At 44.6% G+C, this 19,753-nt stretch carries 17 protein-coding genes and 2 tRNA genes; 1 reads left to right on the plus strand and 18 read right to left on the minus strand.

The annotated features are described in order from the left end of the window. Positions 1-80 precede the first annotated feature (80 nt). The 17 genes from AB4585_RS07350 to rlmE form a co-directional block, all read right to left on the minus strand. Positions 81-1,418, minus strand: a complete 1,338-nt coding sequence (locus AB4585_RS07350; protein WP_055319586.1) for an MATE family efflux transporter — start codon at positions 1,416-1,418, stop codon at positions 81-83. Between the two features lie 89 nt (positions 1,419-1,507). After that, positions 1,508-1,915: a MarR family winged helix-turn-helix transcriptional regulator gene (locus AB4585_RS07355; RefSeq protein ID WP_009847536.1), complete on the minus strand. Its 408-nt coding sequence runs from the start codon at positions 1,913-1,915 to the stop codon at positions 1,508-1,510. Positions 1,916-2,055: 140 nt separating this feature from the next. Beyond that, positions 2,056-2,979: a lipoprotein NlpI gene (gene nlpI / locus AB4585_RS07360; RefSeq protein WP_048658156.1), complete on the minus strand. Its 924-nt coding sequence runs from the start codon at positions 2,977-2,979 to the stop codon at positions 2,056-2,058. 124 nt (positions 2,980-3,103) lie between these two features. Continuing rightward, a complete protein-coding gene (gene pnp / locus AB4585_RS07365; RefSeq protein ID WP_019819855.1) occupies positions 3,104-5,224 on the minus strand; it encodes a polyribonucleotide nucleotidyltransferase in 2,121 nt (706 codons plus the stop codon). Positions 5,225-5,602: 378 nt separating this feature from the next. Then, positions 5,603-5,872, minus strand: coding sequence for a 30S ribosomal protein S15 (gene rpsO, locus AB4585_RS07370; protein ID WP_010436144.1), 270 nt, complete (start codon positions 5,870-5,872; stop codon positions 5,603-5,605). A gap of 213 nt (positions 5,873-6,085) precedes the next feature. Next, positions 6,086-7,039 carry a tRNA pseudouridine(55) synthase TruB gene (truB, locus tag AB4585_RS07375; RefSeq protein ID WP_017059233.1) on the minus strand — a complete coding sequence of 318 codons (954 nt, stop codon included), beginning with the start codon at positions 7,037-7,039 and terminating at the stop codon, positions 6,086-6,088. After that, positions 7,039-7,452 (minus strand): 30S ribosome-binding factor RbfA, encoded by a 414-nt coding sequence (gene rbfA / locus AB4585_RS07380; RefSeq protein ID WP_017065964.1) that lies wholly within the window; start codon positions 7,450-7,452, stop codon positions 7,039-7,041. The genes truB and rbfA overlap by 1 nt, the downstream gene beginning before the upstream one ends. Before the next feature lie 134 nt (positions 7,453-7,586). Then, positions 7,587-10,277, minus strand: a complete 2,691-nt coding sequence (gene infB / locus AB4585_RS07385; protein ID WP_017059231.1) for a translation initiation factor IF-2 — start codon at positions 10,275-10,277, stop codon at positions 7,587-7,589. Positions 10,278-10,299: 22 nt separating this feature from the next. Continuing rightward, the gene (gene nusA / locus AB4585_RS07390; protein WP_017059230.1) at positions 10,300-11,787 is read right to left on the minus strand and encodes a transcription termination factor NusA; all 1,488 of its coding nucleotides are present in this window, start codon (positions 11,785-11,787) and stop codon (positions 10,300-10,302) included. Between the two features lie 35 nt (positions 11,788-11,822). Beyond that, positions 11,823-12,278 (minus strand): ribosome maturation factor RimP, encoded by a 456-nt coding sequence (gene rimP / locus AB4585_RS07395; protein WP_004738265.1) that lies wholly within the window; start codon positions 12,276-12,278, stop codon positions 11,823-11,825. A gap of 234 nt (positions 12,279-12,512) precedes the next feature. Next, positions 12,513-12,589 (minus strand) — tRNA-Met (locus AB4585_RS07400). 53 nt (positions 12,590-12,642) lie between these two features. After that, positions 12,643-12,727, minus strand: a tRNA-Leu gene (locus AB4585_RS07405). A 16-nt stretch (positions 12,728-12,743) separates the two neighbouring features. Further along, positions 12,744-13,076: a preprotein translocase subunit SecG gene (secG, locus tag AB4585_RS07410; RefSeq protein WP_017059392.1), complete on the minus strand. Its 333-nt coding sequence runs from the start codon at positions 13,074-13,076 to the stop codon at positions 12,744-12,746. 294 nt (positions 13,077-13,370) lie between these two features. Beyond that, complete coding sequence (glmM, locus tag AB4585_RS07415) at positions 13,371-14,711, minus strand: phosphoglucosamine mutase (protein WP_372169485.1); 1,341 nt, start codon at positions 14,709-14,711, stop codon at positions 13,371-13,373. 21 nt (positions 14,712-14,732) lie between these two features. After that, positions 14,733-15,563, minus strand: a complete 831-nt coding sequence (gene folP, locus AB4585_RS07420; protein WP_372169487.1) for a dihydropteroate synthase — start codon at positions 15,561-15,563, stop codon at positions 14,733-14,735. Positions 15,564-15,651: 88 nt separating this feature from the next. Further along, complete coding sequence (ftsH, locus tag AB4585_RS07425) at positions 15,652-17,619, minus strand: ATP-dependent zinc metalloprotease FtsH (protein ID WP_372132660.1); 1,968 nt, start codon at positions 17,617-17,619, stop codon at positions 15,652-15,654. A gap of 107 nt (positions 17,620-17,726) precedes the next feature. Further along, entirely contained in the window at positions 17,727-18,356 is a 630-nt protein-coding gene (gene rlmE, locus AB4585_RS07430; RefSeq protein ID WP_017059396.1) for a 23S rRNA (uridine(2552)-2'-O)-methyltransferase RlmE, read from the minus strand. 114 nt (positions 18,357-18,470) lie between these two features. Between rlmE and yhbY the strand changes: the two genes are divergently transcribed. Continuing rightward, the gene (gene yhbY, locus AB4585_RS07435; RefSeq protein WP_004738252.1) at positions 18,471-18,767 is read left to right on the plus strand and encodes a ribosome assembly RNA-binding protein YhbY; all 297 of its coding nucleotides are present in this window, start codon (positions 18,471-18,473) and stop codon (positions 18,765-18,767) included. A gap of 125 nt (positions 18,768-18,892) precedes the next feature. Here yhbY and greA read toward each other — a convergent pair whose 3' ends face one another. Continuing rightward, positions 18,893-19,366, minus strand: coding sequence for a transcription elongation factor GreA (greA, locus tag AB4585_RS07440; RefSeq protein WP_017059397.1), 474 nt, complete (start codon positions 19,364-19,366; stop codon positions 18,893-18,895). Positions 19,367-19,753 lie beyond the last annotated feature (387 nt).

A 19,753-nucleotide genomic window follows, 5' to 3' on the forward strand; every position in this document is an offset into this window, starting at 1 on the left:
TTTTCAAAACGAAGCGATTTTCAAAACTAAAAAGGTCTAGCACATGCTAGACCTTTTTAGTTCGTCTCAAGAAAATCGACCTATGCCGTTGCGGTTTCCATCGGCGAGGCGTCGAGCTTCTTTACGTCTTTGTAGAGCATCACCATTACCACCGCGCTCAACGCGATATTAGACAGTGGATATGCAATCCAGATCCCCGGCACACCGTACAACTTAGGCATAATGTACAAGAAAGGTAACTGGATCAGCATATTGCCTATCGTTACAAACATCGCCTTGCTGCCCTTGTTTACCGCTTGGTAATAAGCGCCCGCTACCACTAAGAAACCATCAAGCGCCAATGCAAACATGTGTAGTCGAATACCTAATACTGTGTACTCAACTAACTGAGGTTCGTCCGAGTTAAAGACTGATACAAACTCACGTGGGAATGCGTTCAGAAGCAGCACGAACGCCACACCAATCAATACCGAACTCAGCATCGCAATCTTAAGTAACTTACGAATGTTCGCTTGGTTACGCGCACCATGGTTGTAGCTCACCAAAGGTTGCATGCCATTGGCGATACCTTCAGCCGTGAGATAATAAACCGTCACGATGTAGCCCAAAATCGCGTAAGCACCAATCATCAACTGGTCGCCATATTGGGAGAACAACGCATTGTGCAGCGCCACCATCATCGAACCATAAGCGTACATAAAGAAGCTTGATGTACCAATGGCGAAGATCTGTGGGATAACCGATAGCTTCAGTCGTAACTCATTCCAACGTAAGCGTAAATTTGCTCGACGTGAAAAGAAGTAAGCCAGACCTAAGCCCGTTACCACAAATTGTGCGATAGCTGTTGCTAGTGCCGCGCCCATCAACTCCCAACCATACAGAGCGATAAACAGGTAATCGAGTACGATATTAATCACAGCACCAACGATCATCAATATCGTCGCTAAATTAGGGCTGTCATCGTTACGCAGTAGAAACGGCATCGCGATCGAACCTAGCGTGAAGACACTAGCACCAATCAGAATGTGTAAGTACTGCAAGCCAAGTTCATACACTCGCCCTTCAGCGCCCTGCCAAAGCAAGAAGTTATCAGCAAACAAAAACAGCAATGCGGAGACAATAGGCGTTATCGCTAACAACAAGGTTAAGCCCGTTGCTAAGATCTGCTTAGCGCCTTGAGTATCTTTTTCACCTTGGCGAATCGAGACCAGTGCACCTGTACCCACGCCCACCAACATACCAATACCGAGAATCGAACCAATCACAGGCCACGCAACATTGATACCTGCAAGTCCATCAGCCCCCACATAGCGGCCAATGAAAATGCCATCCACCACTTGGTACAGGCCATTAACCAACATGGCTGCCACGGTAGGGATTGTGTATCGCCAAAACTGACGACTAATTGAGTTACTCATTTCTTACTCTACTTTCATTTGTGAGTCGCATATCAACAAGATATGACTCGAAAAATTAGTTAACAAGGCTAACTAAATATCTAAATTATTTACTTCAAAGCTTTATTTAATAATAGGTTTAGCTGCTGAGATTCTTGCTCAGACAAACGACTTTCCAGTATTTGTGCCATGACCTGATAGATCTTACTTTCTTCTTCTAAGCCGACTTCAGCTTTGCTGGTCAGTACAACCAACTTAGACCTCGCATCTTCGAGCGAAGCTTTACGCTCAACAAGCCCCTTTCTCTCTAGTCTCTGAACCATAGTGGTTGCTGAAGGCTTGGTCACCTGCATCTCAATTGCAAGATCAGTCAATCGGATCGGTTCAGGAGAGGATTGAATGACCTTCAAATAGTCATACTCGTTAAAGCTCAATTGGCAAATAGGATCTTCATTTACCTGAGTTCGCCATATCTTTGAAGCAAAACGCTCAATCTTTTCTAAATTCTGGTTTAGCATACTCACCCAATCAAAGAATAGCATTTAGTTAGCAAGGCTAACTATTTTAGTGTTGTTTAAATAAAAAGCAATCAAAACGAGATGAAGATCATAAAAAAACCGCTGACAGGCAGCGGCTTCTCGGAGTCAAAATGTATTGCTTACTTAGCGCTGGCTTCTTCTTCAGCCTCAGCTAACTTAACTTGTGCTAAGTGCTCGGCTTTAAGCGTGGTGAAGATACGGCTTAGCTCTAAGAAAGAGTAACGGTGCTCTACATATTCATACACGTTGAAAGAGACTGACAACTTGTACAAAGAGATCGCATTCGCGTAGTCACCATTCATATGGTAACGCTTAGCAAGGTAGAAGTACGTCTCTGTTAGACGCTGCGCTAGTAACGTGTTGTCACGAGTACCGGTTAAGATCGCCTTAAAAGCCTGCTCTTCAGTAATGTCATCAAGCATAATCGCGACTAATACCCAGCCCCACTGCTCATCGCGACTCTCGTAACGTTTTTGTAAATCAAGCTTAGCTTGCTCTGGCGTTAGCTCATGCTGAATGATGTACAACCACAGAGCGCGAAACGGATCGCTAGGATCATCGGCATAGTGCTTCATCATCTCTTCATTAGCTAAGTCGTAACGTTCGCCATAATAAAGCGCGATAGAACGGTTTCTTTCTGCGTAAGAGTTTGCAGGATCAAGCTCTAACGTAGAATCAAAAGATTCATAAGCCGCATCAAACTCCCCTACCTGCGTAAAGTAAACACCCAAAAGATTGAAGATATCAGGTTGAGCTGGGTTCAATGAAAGAGATTGGTTGAAGTCGAGACGCGCGAGATCACGCAGGCCAACACTGTCGTAGTAGTTACCACGTTCAAACAGCATCTTAGCTCGAACTTCATCGTTCAAATCTGGGCGCTGTAATAACTGACTAAGACGTGCAATTTGAACTTCTTGCTGAACGCTTGGTTGCAGTGGCACTGCCATCGGTGGATAAACCCAACGTGAGGCGTTATCTGATGTTGTCGCACAACCTGTTAGTACAAGCAGTAAACACATACTCGCGGTTTGAAACCATTTCACAAATAATTACTCCTGTTATGACCGCAATAAAAAAGGGGAGCGATATGCTCCCCTTTATAACATGCTTTGTTGACGATAGGTTAGAAATCACTAAAAAGCGATATCACCATCGACACACTGAGAATTACTCAGCAGCAGGTGCTTCGCCTTCAGCTGGCGTTTCAACTGCTTCTTTCATGCTTAGACGTACACGGCCTTGACGGTCAATTTCAAGAACCTTAACAGGAACTTCTTGACCTTCAGTTAGGTAGTCAGACACTTTCTCAACGCGCTTGTCAGCGATTTGAGAGATGTGTACTAGACCATCTTTACCTGGAAGGATAGTAACGAATGCACCGAAGTCAGCTAGACGAGCAACTTTACCTTGGTAAATGCGGCCAACTTCAACTTCAGCTGTGATCTCTTCGATACGACGGATAGCTTCTTTAGCAGCTGCGCCTTCAGTAGCAGCAATCTTGATTGTGCCATCGTCTTCGATTTCGATTGTAGTACCCGTTTCTTCACAAAGAGCACGGATAACTGCGCCGCCTTTACCGATAACATCTTTGATCTTATCAGAGCTGATTTTCATTGTGTGGATACGTGGAGCGAATTCAGAGATATCTTCACGAGCACCAGAGATAGCTTCATCCATTACAGAAAGGATGTGCTTACGTGCACCTTGCGCTTGGTTAAGTGCAATTTGCATGATCTCTTTAGTGATACCTTCGATCTTGATGTCCATTTGAAGTGCAGTGATACCAGCGTTAGTACCTGCTACTTTAAAGTCCATGTCACCTAGGTGATCTTCGTCGCCAAGGATGTCAGAAAGAACAACGAAATCGTCGCCTTCTTTAACAAGACCCATTGCGATACCTGCAACAGAAGCTTTGATTGGAACACCAGCATCCATAAGCGCTAGAGATGTACCACATACAGAAGCCATTGAAGAAGAACCGTTAGATTCTGTGATTTCCGATACAACACGAACTGTGTATGGGAATTCTTCAACAGAAGGCATTACTGCTTGGATACCACGTTTAGCAAGCTTACCGTGACCAATTTCACGACGCTTAGGAGAACCAACGAAACCAGTTTCACCTACACAATATGGAGGGAAGTTGTAGTGTAGAAGGAAGTTGTCTTTCTTCTCACCCATTAGGCTATCGATGATTTGAGCATCACGTTGTGTGCCAAGCGTTGCAGTAACAAGTGCTTGAGTTTCACCACGAGTGAATAGAGAAGAACCGTGTGTACGTGGAAGAACACCAGTACGTACGTCTAGCGCACGAACCATGTCTTTTTCACGGCCATCGATACGTGGGTTGCCAGCGATGATGCGGCTACGTACTACGTTTTTCTCTAGAGAACCAAGCATGCCGCGGATTTCGCGCTCATCTAGGTTTTCGTCTTGTGCGATTAGAGCTTCAACAACGTCGTTCTTGATTGCGCCAACTTGCTCGTAACGAGCCATTTTCTCAGTGATCTGGTACGCGTCAGATAGACGAGTTTCAGCAAGTTCAGCAACTTGAGCTTTAAGCTCAGTGTTAACTGCTGGTGCTTCCCAGTTCCAAGATGGAGTTGCAACTTCAGCAGCAAACTCGTTGATTGCTTTGATTACAACTTGCTGTTGGTCGTGACCGTAAACAACAGCTGAAAGCATTTCTTCTTCAGATAGGTTATCTGCTTCAGATTCAACCATAAGTACTGCGCCTTCTGTACCAGACACAACTAGGTCTAGTTTAGAGTTTTCAAGCTCAGTATTTGATGGGTTAAGAACAAGTTCGCCGTCGATGTGACCAACACGTGCAGCACCGATAGGACCATTGAATGGAGCACCAGAGATAGCAAGCGCAGCAGATGTTGCGATCATAGTGATCATGTCTGGGTTTACGTCAGGGTTGATAGAAACAACCGTAGCGATAACTTGAACTTCGTTTTTAAACGCACTTGGGAAAAGTGGACGAATTGGACGGTCAATCAGACGAGCTGTTAGTGTTTCGCCTTCAGATGGACGACCTTCACGCTTGAAGAAACCACCAGGGATTTTACCCGCAGCGTATGTACGCTCTTGGTAGTTTACTGTTAGTGGGAAGAAGTCTTGACCTGCAACTGCTTCTTTCTTAGCAACAACAGAAACGAATACTGAAGTATCGTCCATAGTCGCCATTACAGCAGCAGTAGCTTGACGTGCAATTACGCCCGTTTCTAGAGTAACGGTGTGGTTACCGTACTGGAACGATTTTACAACTGGTTTTTCAAACATTGTATATCCTTAGCTCTAAAGTCAGACTTTAGATTAAGTGAATAATGACTCAAGACATTACCAATCGCGACTAGTGAAAAGGGACTTAGGATGGTGACTCTTTGTATGTGTTCATACGCCGAATTAAGACCAAATCCGCCTTTGAATAGTCGCGACCTATTGGCCGACATCTGTGACTGTAATCTCTTGAGAGGTTGATTGCCAAACGCTGAAAACGCTATAGGCGGGCGTAGTATAAACTATTTTTATTAGGAGATATATTTCCTATCAGAAAAAGCCAGATGATATTCTGAGCATCCAGCCTAGCATTTTCTTACAGGCACAAAAAAAGGAGCATAAATGCTCCTTTTCTTCAAACTGTCTTTGCAGACATCGCTATTAGCGACGTAGGCCTAGACGCTTGATTAGGTCTTGGTAACGAGCAAGGTTTTTGCCTTTCAAGTAATCAAGAAGCTTACGACGGCTAGAAACCATACGTAGTAGACCACGACGGCTGTGGTGATCGTGTTTGTGCGCTTTGAAGTGACCTTGTAGGTGGTTGATAGAAGCAGTAAGTAGTGCTACTTGTACTTCTGGTGAACCTGTGTCGCCTTCAGATTGTGCGTATTCTGCAACGATTGCTGCTTTAGTTTCTGCATTCAGAGACATAATTCTCTCCTGATAAGAGTAAGTTTATATTTGTAGCAGCCAATCTCTGATTCAGCCGCTACGCGAGCCGAGGATTATAGGGAAGTTTGTCAGTTGGTGCAATAACAATCGAACCCATTAAAAACGAAAAAAGCGAACCACCTAAATTAGGCGTTCGCTTTCTATCTTATTTGCTCACTTTTCACGACTCAGCGCTAAGATCCGATGTAAGCGCTACGCTTGTGGCTCTTCATCTCTGAAAACAACCAAACGCTTCGGTGCAACTCGGCCATCTTCAGCAATCTGAGCTACGCCGACAAACAGCTTCTCTTCGCCACTTGTCATACGAACCGTGCCTTCAGTTGGCGCACCAGCAACCTGAACTGGCATACCGTGCTGAACTAGGTCAGTCAGTTCCGCGTTCAGGTTTACTTCTGGTAAGTCTTCAACGGCAGTGTCCATTGGCATCAGCAGTGGATCAAGCAGCTCTTTCGGTGCAATTTCTTGCGCCTGTGCTTGCTCTAGGATCTCGTTTAACTGCTCCAAAGTCACCATACGCTCGTATGGGTACTTTGCGACACCTGTACGACGAAGCATGGTCACGTGAGCACCACAACCTAGCATTTCACCAAGGTCGTCGGTAATTGTGCGGATGTATGTGCCTTTCGAACAATGCACTTCCATTTCAACTTCATCACCTTCAAAGCGAAGCAGTTCAATAGAGTACACAGTGATCTTACGAGACTCACGAGGAACCTCGATACCTGCACGTGCGTATTCGTACAAAGGCTTACCTTGATACTTCAATGCCGAAAACATTGATGGTATCTGATCGGTTTCACCCTTGAAGCTCGCAATGCAACGTTCAAGCTGTTCTTGAGTCACGTTAACATCACGTGTCTCTACCACTTCACCATCAGAGTCAGAGGTATTGGTACGCTCACCAAGCTTAGCGATAACAACGTAGCGCTTATCAGAATCTAGAAGAAACTGAGAGAACTTCGTTGCTTCACCAAGACAAATTGGCAGCATGCCAGTCGCAAGAGGATCCAGAGCACCGGTGTGCCCTGCCTTCTCTGCAAAGTAAATACGCTTTACTTTTTGCAGTGCATCATTAGACGAAATGCCAGTCGGCTTATCTAATAGAATTACCCCGTTGATAGGGCGACCTTTACGACGGCGAGCCATTACTCTTCGCCCTTAGACTGAGTTTCGTCAGTGCGGCCAGCTTCTTCTTGCTTACGCTTGTCGTCGTTCAGAACTTCACTTACTAGGTTAGACATACGCATGCCTTCTACTAGTGTGTTGTCGTAAGTAAAACGAACTTCAGGCGTTAGACGGTGGCGAATACGCTTACCAAGAGCCATACGAACTGGCACTTCATGCTCTTTAAGAGCTTTAAGGCATGATTCCGGTGTTTGCTCACCAACACATAGGAAAGTCACGAACACTTTTGCGTAAGCAAGGTCACGAGACACTTCTACGTCTGAGATAGTTACCATACCAATACGTGAGTCACGAACTTCACGTTGTAGGATAAGCGCAAGCTCTTTTTGAAGCTGCTGAGACACACGTTGTGTGCGGCTAAATTCTTTTGACATTTTCTTTTCTCACTTAGAAAGATGGGGGGCTTGGTAATAACCAGCCCCCCATGGTGTATTCAACAACCGATTACTTATTACCTTTACTAGTAATGTTAGTAACCTTAGTCAATATGTCGAGTCGTACAGACTGATTAGTCTAGAGTACGTTTAACCTCAACGATTTCGAATACTTCGATCTGGTCACCAACGCGAACGTCGTTGTAGTTCTTAACGCCGACACCACACTCGTAACCGTTCTTAACTTCTTGAACGTCATCTTTAAAGCGACGAAGTGACTCTAGTTCACCTTCGTAGATAACAACGTTTTCACGAAGTACACGGATTGGGTTGCTACGCTTAATCGTACCTTCAGTCACGATACAACCAGCGATTGCACCAAGTTTAGGCGACTTAAATACGTCACGAACTTGTGCAAGACCAATGATCTCTTGACGGAATTCAGGAGCAAGCATACCGCCCATCGCCTGTTTAACTTCGTCAATTAGTTGGTAAATGATTGAGTAGTAACGTAGATCTAGGTTTTCGTTCTGAACCGTGTTACGCGCAGTTGCGTCAGCACGAACGTTGAAACCAAGGATGATAGCGTTAGAAGCTGCAGCAAGCGTTGCATCAGTTTCAGTAATACCACCAACACCAGAACCTACGATGTTCACTTTCACTTCGTCAGTTGACAGTTTCAGTAGAGAGTCAGCAATCGCTTCTACAGAACCTTGAACGTCAGCTTTAAGTACCACGTTAAGCTCAGCAACTTCGCCAGCCGTCATGTTCGCGAACATGTTCTCTAGTTTCGCTTTTTGTTGGCGAGCTAGTTTAACATCACGGAATTTACCTTGACGGTAGTTCGCAACTTCACGTGCTTTACGCTCATCACGTACAACAGTCGCTTCATCGCCTGACGAAGGAACACCAGAAAGACCTAGAATTTCTACAGGAATAGATGGACCTGCAGTTTCGATGTCTTTACCGTTTTCATCACGCATTGCACGAACACGGCCGTACTCTTGACCACAAAGAACGATATCGCCTTTGTTTAGAGTACCAGACTGTACTAGTACTGTTGCAACTGGACCACGACCTTTATCAAGACGAGATTCAACAACAACACCAGACGCCATGCCTTCTTTAACCGCTGTAAGTTCAAGAACTTCAGACTGAAGAAGGATAGCTTCTAGAAGACCATCGATGTTTGTACCCTGTTTAGCAGAGATGTGAACGAAGATGTTCTCACCACCCCATTCTTCAGGGATAACGTCGTATTGAGCTAGCTCATTCTTAACGTTGTCTGGGTTTGCACCCTCTTTATCGATCTTGTTCACAGCAACAATCAGAGGAACGCCTGCCGCTTTCGCGTGCTGGATTGCTTCGATTGTTTGTGGCATTACGCCATCGTCTGCTGCAACTACAAGTACAACGATATCTGTCGCTTGAGCACCACGAGCACGCATAGCTGTAAACGCCGCGTGTCCAGGAGTATCAAGGAAAGTGATCATACCGTTGTCAGTATCTACGTGGTAAGCACCAATGTGCTGCGTGATACCGCCAGCTTCGCCAGAAGCAACGTGTGCTTTACGAATGTAATCAAGTGTTGAAGTTTTACCGTGGTCAACGTGACCCATGATAGTAACAACAGGAGCACGACCTTCAGCGATAGCATCGCTATCACGGTCAGCTAGTACTGCTTCTTCAAGTTCGTTTTCTTTACGTAGGATTACCTTGTGACCCATTTCTTCAGCAACAAGTTGTGCTGTTTCTTGGTCGATCACTTGGTTGATAGTCGCCATAGCGCCCATCTTCATCATTACTTTGATAACTTCAGTTGCTTTAACTGACATTTTGCTAGCCAGTTCAGAAACAACGATAGTTTCGCCGATAGCAACGTCAGATTTAGCAACAGTTGCTGACTTATCGAAGCCTTGCTGCATTGAAGTTGGTTTAGCAAGCTTACCTTTACCGCCACGACCACGCTGGTTACGACCACCACGGTTGTTTGCAGGTTGGTTAGCAGGAGCTGCTTTCTTCTTGCGACGACGAGGTGCTTTCTCATCTTTCTTATCTGCCGCATCTTCAGCTTCACGAGCGTAAGTAGAAGTAGTCACATGGTAATCCGCAGATTTCTCTTGCTCTTTCTTCTTCTTCTCTTCTTCAGACCAACGTTCTTGGTTCTCTTCTGCTAACTTACGAGCTTCTTCAACAAGCTTAGCTGCTTCAGCTTCTGCTTTACGAGTTGCTTCTAGCTCTTGACGAGCTTTAAGTTCATCCGCTTCTTTTTTCGCTTGTGCGTTAGCGTCTGCATTTTTTGAATTCATGTCTTTTTTAGCCTTTTCAGCTTGTGCGCGTTGAGCCTTCTCTTCAGCTTCACGTTTTGCATCCGCTTCACGTGTTACTTTTTCTTCAGCTTCGCGCTGTGCTTTCTCTGCAGCATCACGTTTCGCTTGCTCTTCAGCATCGCGTTGTGCTTTCTCTTCCGCTTCACGATTAGCTACTTCCTCAGCTTCACGTTTCGCTTCATCTTCAATAGTGCTGCGCTTCACGTAAGTACGCTTTTTACGTACCTCTACTTGAACATCCTTACTCTTACCGCCTCCAGCGGCAACACTTAGCGTGCTGCGGGTCTTGCGTTGAAGAGTTAAACGAGTCGGTTCTGTTTCGCCTGAAGTATCGCCGTGCTCCTTTTTAAGGTGCGTTAGCAATGTTTGCTTCTCTGAATCAGTCACTTGATCCGACCCTGCTTTCTTCATGCCTGCATCAGCAAGTTGTTCAATTAAGCGGTCAACTGGCGTACCAATCTCTTCACTCAGTGCTTTAACTGTTAATTGTGTCATACCGCTTTCTCTCCTTGCTGAATTATTCTTCGTCGCCGAACCAACAGATGTTACGCGCAGCCATAATTAGCTCGCCTGCACGCTCTGCAGTTAGGTCTTCGATGCCTTCTAGTTCATCAACGCCTTGGTCAGCTAGGTCTTCCAGTGTCGCAACGCCTTTTGCTGCTAGCTTGTAAGCCATTTCACGCTCAAGACCTTCAAGTGCAAGTAAGTCTTCAGCAGGCTCAACACCGTCGAAAGTTTCTTCTTTCGCTAGCGCTAGAGTAGTCAGTGCGTCTTTTGCGCGGTTACGTAGTTCTTCAACGATACCTTCGTCTAGACCGTCTACTTCAAGAAGCTCGTTCACAGGAACGTATGCTACTTCTTCAAGCGTAGAGAAGCCTTCTTCAACAAGCATTTGAGCAAAGTCTTCTTCAATGTCTAGGTGCTTCATGAAGTTTTCAATAGAAGCAACTGCTTCTTCTTGGTGCTTCTTCTCAAGATCAGCAACAGTCATTACGTTCAGTTCCCAACCAGTAAGTTGAGACGCTAGACGTACGTTTTGACCGCTACGGCCAATCGCTTGTGCTAGGTTATCCGCTTCAACAGCGATATCCATAGAGTGTGCGTCTTCATCAACGATGATTGAAGCAACATCAGCAGGAGCCATTGCGTTGATTACGAATTGAGCCGGGTTATCATCCCAAAGAACGATATCAATACGCTCACCACCAAGATCGTTAGAAACAGCTTGTACACGTGCGCCACGCATACCAACACACGCACCAACTGGGTCAATACGTTTGTCGTTTGTTTTCACAGCGATTTTAGCACGAGAACCAGCGTCACGTGCAGCACCTTTAAGTTCAATTAGCTCTTCACCAATCTCAGGCACTTCAACACGGAATAGTTCAGCTAGCATTTCTGGCTTCGAACGAGTAACGAAAAGCTGGAAACCACGAGCTTCTGGTTTAACTGCGTAAAGAAGACCACGAACACGGTCACCTGGACGGAAGTTTTCACGAGGAAGTTGGTCATCACGAAGGATTACCGCTTCAGCGTTGTTACCTAGGTCTAGAATAATAGTGTCACGGTTAACTTTCTTAACTGCGCCAGTTACTAGCTCGCCTTCGTTATCGATGAACTGCTCAACGATTTGAGCGCGTTCAGCTTCACGTACTTTCTGTACGATAACTTGCTTAGCCGTTTGAGTCGTAATACGGTCAAACGTTACTGATTCGATATCATCTTCAATGAAACCGCCAAGTTCGATCTCTGGGTCATCGTACTTTGCAGCTTCAATAGAGATTTCTTTTGTTGGGAATTCAACTTCCTCAACAGCTTCCCAACGACGGAAAGTTTCGAAATCACCTGTTTTACGGTCAATTTCAACACGAACTTCAATTTCTAGTTCGCTTTTCTTTTTTGTTGCCGTTGCAAGCGCGATTTCAAGCGCTTCAAAAATACGCTCACGAGGAACTGCTTTCTCATTTGAAACAGCTTCTACTACCGCCAAAATTTCTTTGTTCATTAATCTAGCCTCTTAAGCTCTTCTCTCTAGGAGAACTAAAATTTAGGGATCAGGTTAGCTTTCGCAATATTGCTCAGGACGAATTCTTCTTCTTGTCCTTCAACCAATACTTTCACTGTCTCGCCTTCGATAGATTGGATATCACCTTTCCATTTACGACGGTTGCCGACAGCCATTTTCAAAACGATGCTTACCTCGTGACCAATAAATTGTTGGTAATGCTCTGCTTTGAACAGTGGTCTCTCTAAACCTGGTGAAGACACTTCAAGGTTATAAGCCACTGAAATTGGATCTTCAACGTCCATTACGGCACTTACTTGGTGGCTAACTTCAGCGCAATCATCTACATTGATACCGTTTGGTGAATCGATGTAAATACGTAGCGTTGAGTGCTCACCAGCACGAATAAATTCTAATCCAACTAACTCATAACCTGATGCTGCTACTGGAGCGTCAAGCATTTCAGTAAGTTGTCTTTCTAAACCAGTCATTTAACCACTCCAGAAACAAAAAAAGGGCTCAAAGCCCAATTTAAATTCCAAGCAAACATTATCTAAATACATTTACAAATGCTTAGATAACAAAAAACCCCGTATAAGCCGGGGTTTTTGTTGCTGGACCCTTATATGTTAAGTGCCATCACATTCGATATCGCACCTAACTCACAGTGAGGTTCACACTGTGCAAACTTGCTACCAATACAAGCTATATAATAGCATTGAAATTGGTTGCGGGAGCCGGATTTGAACCGACGACCTTCGGGTTATGAGCCCGACGAGCTACCAAACTGCTCCATCCCGCGTCCGACTTGCGAGCATTATACGCCCAACAAGATGTTTTACAAGTTTGTAAACATGGTGCCGAGAGAGGGACTCGAACCCTCACACCCTAAGGCACTAGCACCTCATGCTAGCGTGTCTACCAATTTCACCATCTCGGCATCAAATCTTTACAGATTATTGTGGAATTTCGTCGCCTTGCGCCGGAACTTCACTCACTGCATCATCAGCTTGTTGAATCACCTGACCTTGGGTCGGGTCAATCCATTGTGACTCAGTTTTATGTGTAGACATATTACCAAGCACTAAGCTAAGGATAAAAAATGTAGTTGCAAAAATTGCAGTCATTCGGGTAAGGAAATTTCCTGAGCCACCAGCACCAAACACAGTGTTTGAAGCGCCAGCACCGAAAGAGGCTCCCATATCTGCGCCTTTACCTTGTTGAATCAACACTAGGCCAATTACACCAAGCGCTGCCAACAGGTAAATCACAAGTAGAACTGTAAACATTTTTCCACCTATGTTCCTAATTGTTGAGCCAGCGCCGTTCAAAAAACTATTTTTAAGAACAAGGCTAGCGACCTCCTAACTGAAGGCCGAGCAATACTAGCGAATGCGACGATGGCTGACAAGGAGAATTTGCTAAAAAATAAGCCTTTACCAAGTGAATGGTCAAAAAAAGGTCAAAAGCGACACAAAACTCATTTACGTCTCTTTTGACCGTTATATCTTTTGACCGTGATATAAGTCAACCACTTCTAATCACAGGCGCTATTCGCTGCGCCAGCTAAGTAAAAGGTTAAATTAGCAGTTTGCTTTTACTGCATCTGCAATCTTAAGCGCTGATGCTTGAACAAGCTCTGCATCTTCGCCTTCAACCATGACACGCAGTAGTGGCTCGGTACCAGACTTGCGTAATAGCACACGACCTTTCTCGCCAAGCTCAGCTTCTACTTCAACAACCGCTGCTTTTACCGCTTCAGCTTCCAATGGGTTTGAATCTCCGCTGAAACGAACGTTTTCTAGAACTTGAGGGTATAACGTCATGCCCTGAGACAGCTCATTCAGCGTCATTTCACTATCAACAACTGAAGCCAACACTTGCAGAGCTGCAACGATAGCATCACCCGTCGTCACTTTATCTAGTAGGATAACATGCCCCGAATTTTCAGCGCCGATCTTCCAGCCTTTAGCAAGAAGCTGTTCCATTACGTAACGGTCACCAACAGCAGCACGAACAAACGGAATACCTAACTGCTTAAGGCCATTTTCCATACCAAGGTTGGTCATTAGTGTACCAACAACGCCACCTTTCAACTCACCGCGACGCAGTGCATCACGAGCAATGATGTAAGCGATTTGGTCGCCATCAACTTTGTTGCCTAGCTCGTCAACCATGATGATACGGTCACCATCACCATCAAAGCCAAGACCTAATGCCGCTTTTTCTTCAAGCACTTTTGCTTGCAGAGCACGTACATCCGTCGCACCGACTTCGTGGTTGATGTTAGTACCGTTTGGCTCAACACCAATCGCAACGACCTCAGCACCCAGTTCTTTAAATACAGCAGGAGCTATGTGGTAAGTCGCACCATGTGCACAATCGACAACAATTTTCATGCCAGCTAATGTCATTTTATGTGGGAACGTACTTTTACAGAACTCGATGTAACGGCCAGCCGCATCGTTCAAACGTACTGCTTTACCTAGCTCTGAAGAATCAACACATTCGATGTCTTTATCCAACTCTGCTTCAATTGCCAACTCGATATCGTCCGGCAGTTTTGTTCCCTCAGAAGAGAAGAACTTGATACCGTTATCGTAGTATGGATTGTGTGATGCAGAGATAACAATACCGGCTTCAGCGCGGAAGGTTTGAGTTAGGTAAGCCACAGCAGGTGTTGGCATTGGGCCAGTAAACGTAGCCTGAAGACCAGCAGCAGCAAGGCCAGCTTCTAGCGCTGACTCAAGCATGTAACCAGAGATACGAGTATCTTTACCAATGATGACTTTCTTTGTGCCTTGCTTCGCAAGAACACGACCCGCAGCCCAGCCAAGCTTCAGAACAAAATCAGGTGTAATCGGGTACTGGCCTACTTTGCCACGCACACCATCTGTGCCGAAATAACGTCTTTTATCAGACATAGTGATTTTCCTTAATTATATTTAGTGATTGTTGTTCATCACTTCGATTATTTTCATCGCTTCCAGTGTCTCCTCGACATCATGAACGCGAATAATTTGTGCGCCTTTCATCGCGGCAATCGTCGCGCAAGTGACGCTTGCGACCATGCAGTCGGCCGGAACCTTGTCTAGCAATTTAAAGATCATCGATTTTCTCGACATCCCCGCTAAAACAGGTAAGCCTAACGAATGAAACTTTTCAAGGTGCGCTAATAGGTGGTAATTATGCTCAATGGTTTTACCAAAACCAAAACCAGGATCCAGAATCAGCTGGTCTTTTGATATACCAACAGCCTCACAAGCCTCCACCCTTTCTTTAAAGAACGCTTCAACATCCATTAGGACATCATCGTAATTAGGGTTAGCTTGCATGGTTCTTGGCTGACCTTTCATGTGCATCAGGCAAACTGGCACATTAGCATCGGCGGCCGCTTCCAGAGCTCCGGGCTCTTGTAGTGCGCGCACATCATTGATCAAATCAGCCCCCGCTTCAACGGCTTGGCGCATCACTTCAGCTTTACTGGTATCAATGGAGATCCACACATCAAACTTAGCGCGAATTGCTTTAATGGCAGGAATAACGCGAGCGAGCTCTTCTTCTAAAGGTACATCAGGTGCTCCCGGGCGAGTTGACTCACCACCAATGTCAATAATGCTAACACCAGCTTGAATCATTCGCTCTGCTTGCAGTAGAGCACTATCTAATGAATTGAATTTTCCGCCATCAGAGAAAGAGTCAGGCGTAACATTGAGGATACCCATCACATGTGGGCGGTCTAAAACGAGCGTTTTATTGTGTGCTTTTAATATCATGGAAGGTGGGTCTTAAAGGTAAAAACATCTAGGGCTAGAAACAGAAAAACCCTGAGCGTACTCAGGGTTTTAATTTAAAGCTTAGCAATTAAGAATCTTTGTTTTGAGCATCATCTGCTTCAGATTTAGCTTCTTCAACTTTCGACTCTTCAGCTTTTGGTTCCGCTTTAGCTTCTTCTGCCTTAGCTTCAGGTTTTGCTTCTTCCTTTGTAGGTTCAGCTTTTACCTGATCACCCCACCCAGCTGGATCACGAATCTCTTGCTTACGCTCCATCAAGTCATCAATTTGACCTGCATCGATCGTTTCGAACTTCATTAGAGCGTCTTTCATCGAATGCATGATATCCATGTTATCTTCAAGAATCTTCTTAGCTCTATCGTAGTTACGGTCGATAAGAATACGAATTTCTTCATCGATCAGCTTAGTCGTATCGTCAGAAACATGTTTCGCTTGGCTCATACCACGACCTAAGAAAACTTCACCTTCTTCTTCAGCATATAGAAGAGGACCCAGTTTTTCAGAGAAGCCCCACTGCGTAACCATCTTGCGAGCAATATCAGTTGCACGTTCGATATCGTTAGACGCACCAGTCGAAACTTTGTCTTTACCGTAGATAAGTTCTTCAGCAAGACGACCACCGTACAAACTAGAGATCATTGATTCTAGATGTTGGCGAGACATGCTTACGCGGTCTTGCTCAGGTAGGTACATAGTTACACCAAGCGCACGACCACGTGGAATGATTGACACCTTGTACACTGGATCGTGTTCAGGTACCAAACGACCAACAATTGCGTGACCCGCTTCGTGGTAAGCCGTTGACTCTTTCACTTCTTCAGACATAACCATTGAACGGCGCTCTGCACCCATCATAATTTTGTCTTTCGCAAGTTCAAACTCAACCATAGATACATTGCGCTTGTTACCACGAGCAGCAAATAGCGCCGCTTCGTTCACAAGGTTCGCAAGATCTGCACCAGAGAAGCCTGGAGTACCACGAGCGATCAGCGATGGTTCAACATCACCTGATAGTGGCACTTTACGCATGTGTACTTTAAGAATCTGTTCACGACCACGTACATCAGGCAGACCAACCACAACTTGACGGTCAAAACGACCAGGACGAAGTAATGCAGGGTCTAGTACGTCTGGACGGTTAGTCGCAGCGATAACGATAATACCTTCGTTACCTTCGAAACCATCCATCTCAACCAGCATTTGGTTCAGTGTTTGTTCACGTTCATCGTGACCACCACCAACACCAGCGCCACGTTGACGACCTACAGCATCGATTTCATCGATAAAGATGATACAAGGTGCCGCTTTCTTCGCTTGTTCGAACATGTCACGCACACGAGATGCACCAACACCAACAAACATTTCAACGAAGTCAGAACCAGAGATAGTAAAGAACGGTACTTTCGCTTCACCGGCAATCGCTTTTGCAAGCAATGTTTTACCCGTACCAGGAGGACCAACCAACAGGATACCTGTCGGGATCTTACCACCTAGCTTTTGGAAGCGGCTTGGGTCACGAAGGTAGTCCACAAGCTCTTTCACGTCTTCTTTTGCTTCGTCACAACCAGCAACATCAGCAAACATCGTTTTGATTTGTTCTTCGCTCATCATTCGAGCTTTACTCTTACCGAAAGACATCGCGCCTTTACCGCCGCCGCCGCCTTGCATTTGACGCATGAAGAAAATCCATACACCAATCAGTAAGATCATTGGGAACCATGAGATGAAGATAGTGCCAAGCAGGCTCTGCTCTTCAGGTGGCGTACCCTGAACTTTTACGTTTTGATTAATTAAGTCATCAAGAAGCTTTTGATCATAAACAGGCATGTAAGTTACATACTTAGAACCACCACCACGACGTGTGAAAGTGATTTCGCTGTTATTGAACTGTGCGTCTTGAATCTGGCCTTGGCCAACTTCCTGTACAAACGTGGTGTAATCTACTGCTCTGCCGTTACTTTCCCCAGGGCCGAAGCTCTGGAATACCGACATCAACACTACCGCGATAACAAGCCACAGAATTAAATTTTTTGCCATGTCACTCAAGGTGTAAGCCTCTCGATAACTAATTGTAATTAAAGGTAGGGTACTACAGTTTGTAACCTGTAGCCATGTTGTTAACTCTCACTCTTGGAAGAGAATCGTTAACCTTTGTAACCAGTGGCTACGATAAACACTTCACGAGATCGAGCTCGAGAAGAGTCGGGTTTTCTAACTTTTACTGTTTTAAACATCTCGCGGACGTCCTTAACGTATTGGTCAAACCCTTCGCCTTGGAATACTTTTACAACAAAACTACCATTGGTAGCTAGAACTTGTCGACACATATCCAAAGCTAATTCAACTAAATACATAGCTCTTGGCTGATCCACAGAATTGTTGCCTGCTATATTAGGTGCCATATCTGACATCACGACATCAACCATGTTTGGTTGTATACGTTCCAACAAGGCATCTAGCACAGCTTCTTCGCGGAAATCGCCTTGTAAAAAGCTAACACCAGCAATCGGATCCATTGGTAACAAGTCACACGCAATGATTTGTCCGTTGTCTCCAACAATCTTAGCAGCATATTGAGACCAACCGCCAGGTGCTGCACCCAAATCCACAATGGTCATCCCAGGAGACAGCAATTTATCTTTCGTTTGAATCTCTTCCATTTTGAAATAAGCACGTGAACGATAGCCTTTCTTTCTTGCTTCATTTGCGTACTTGTCGTCGAAGTGTTCCTTCAACCAACGGCCTGAACTGGCCGAGTGTTTCTGTTTGCTCATTGGATACCTAAATTGGAGGAAAGTACTAATTGCTGAATAAATTATAGTCTTCAGCTTTAGATGGCGTTAAAATAGGTTTTTTCAACCCTAATAGTAAAGAAAATTGGCCGCGTAATGAACCTAAGTACCAAACAAAAGCAGCATCTAAAGGGCCTAGCTCACAGTTTAAAACCTGTTGTGCTAATGGGCGCAAATGGACTTACTGAAGCTGTTCTAGCGGAAATCGAATTAGCTCTAGACCACCACGAACTGATCAAGATTAAAGTTGCATCAGAAGACCGTGAGACTAAGCAACTGATTATCGATGCAATTGTACGTGAAACTAAAGCTGAGAAAGTACAGACTATCGGTAAAGTTCTAGTACTGTTCCGCCAGTCAGAAGCACGTAAAATCGAGATTCCACGTAAATAAGCGAGTTTGATATAAGCTAACTTCACTAATAGGAAGCCACAGCGCTTATCTTTTAGTGTAGCGTGAGAAACGAAAAAGGTCGCATTTAGCGACCTTTTTACTTATCAGAAACAAAGAAAATTCAATTAGATATATTCTACTTTGTCGATTTCGAAGTCTTTGTCACCACCAGGGGTAGAGATCATGACTTCGTCGCCTTCCATTTTACCGATAAGACCGCGAGCAATTGGCGATTTCACAGAAATGCGACCCGTTTTGATGTCTGCTTCGTCTTCTGAAACGATTTGGTAGCGGAACTCATCATCGGTATCCACATCAATCAGTGTCACTGTCGTACCAAAGATAATCTTGCCCGTATTATCCATTTGCGTTACATCGATGATCTGAGCCAGTGATAGCTTATATTCAATATCACGGATCTGAGCTTCACAAATACCCTGCTCTTCACGAGCGGCGTGGTATTCAGCATTCTCTTTCAGGTCACCTAGTTCACGTGCTTCACCAATAGCTGCTGAGATAACAGGGCGTAGCTTAAGTAGGCGATCTAATTCGTCACGTAGCTGCTGAGCGCCACGTACTGTCATTGGAACCTTTTCCATTTTTTACCTCTATGCCAAAGCTTTCTTTGGCCAACATAAATACACCCAACGTATTTATTGGGTGATAGAAACAAAACGATTTGGCTTAGTGTAAACAAACTTTATGGCTAAATCACCTTTATTCCACTTTGCGTTATAAAAGCTTTATCTAGGTCTAAATTACAGACATCACAAAAATGAATAATAACCTCCCCATCAATAAGTGGAGAGCTAAATACCTAAAAAAACAAAAAACAAACAAAATAAACACAGATCACACTTTTATAAAATACACTCAAAAACAACCACTTAAACAAAAAAGATATAATAAAACAGTGTTCATTTTTTAGTTTTATATCATTTTACTAACTGACCATGGAACTTTAGAGGTAAAAAGTAACCCATGGA

Source organism: Vibrio sp. 10N.222.49.C9 (assembly GCF_041474985.1).
Lineage (GTDB): Bacteria > Pseudomonadota > Gammaproteobacteria > Enterobacterales > Vibrionaceae > Vibrio > Vibrio crassostreae_C.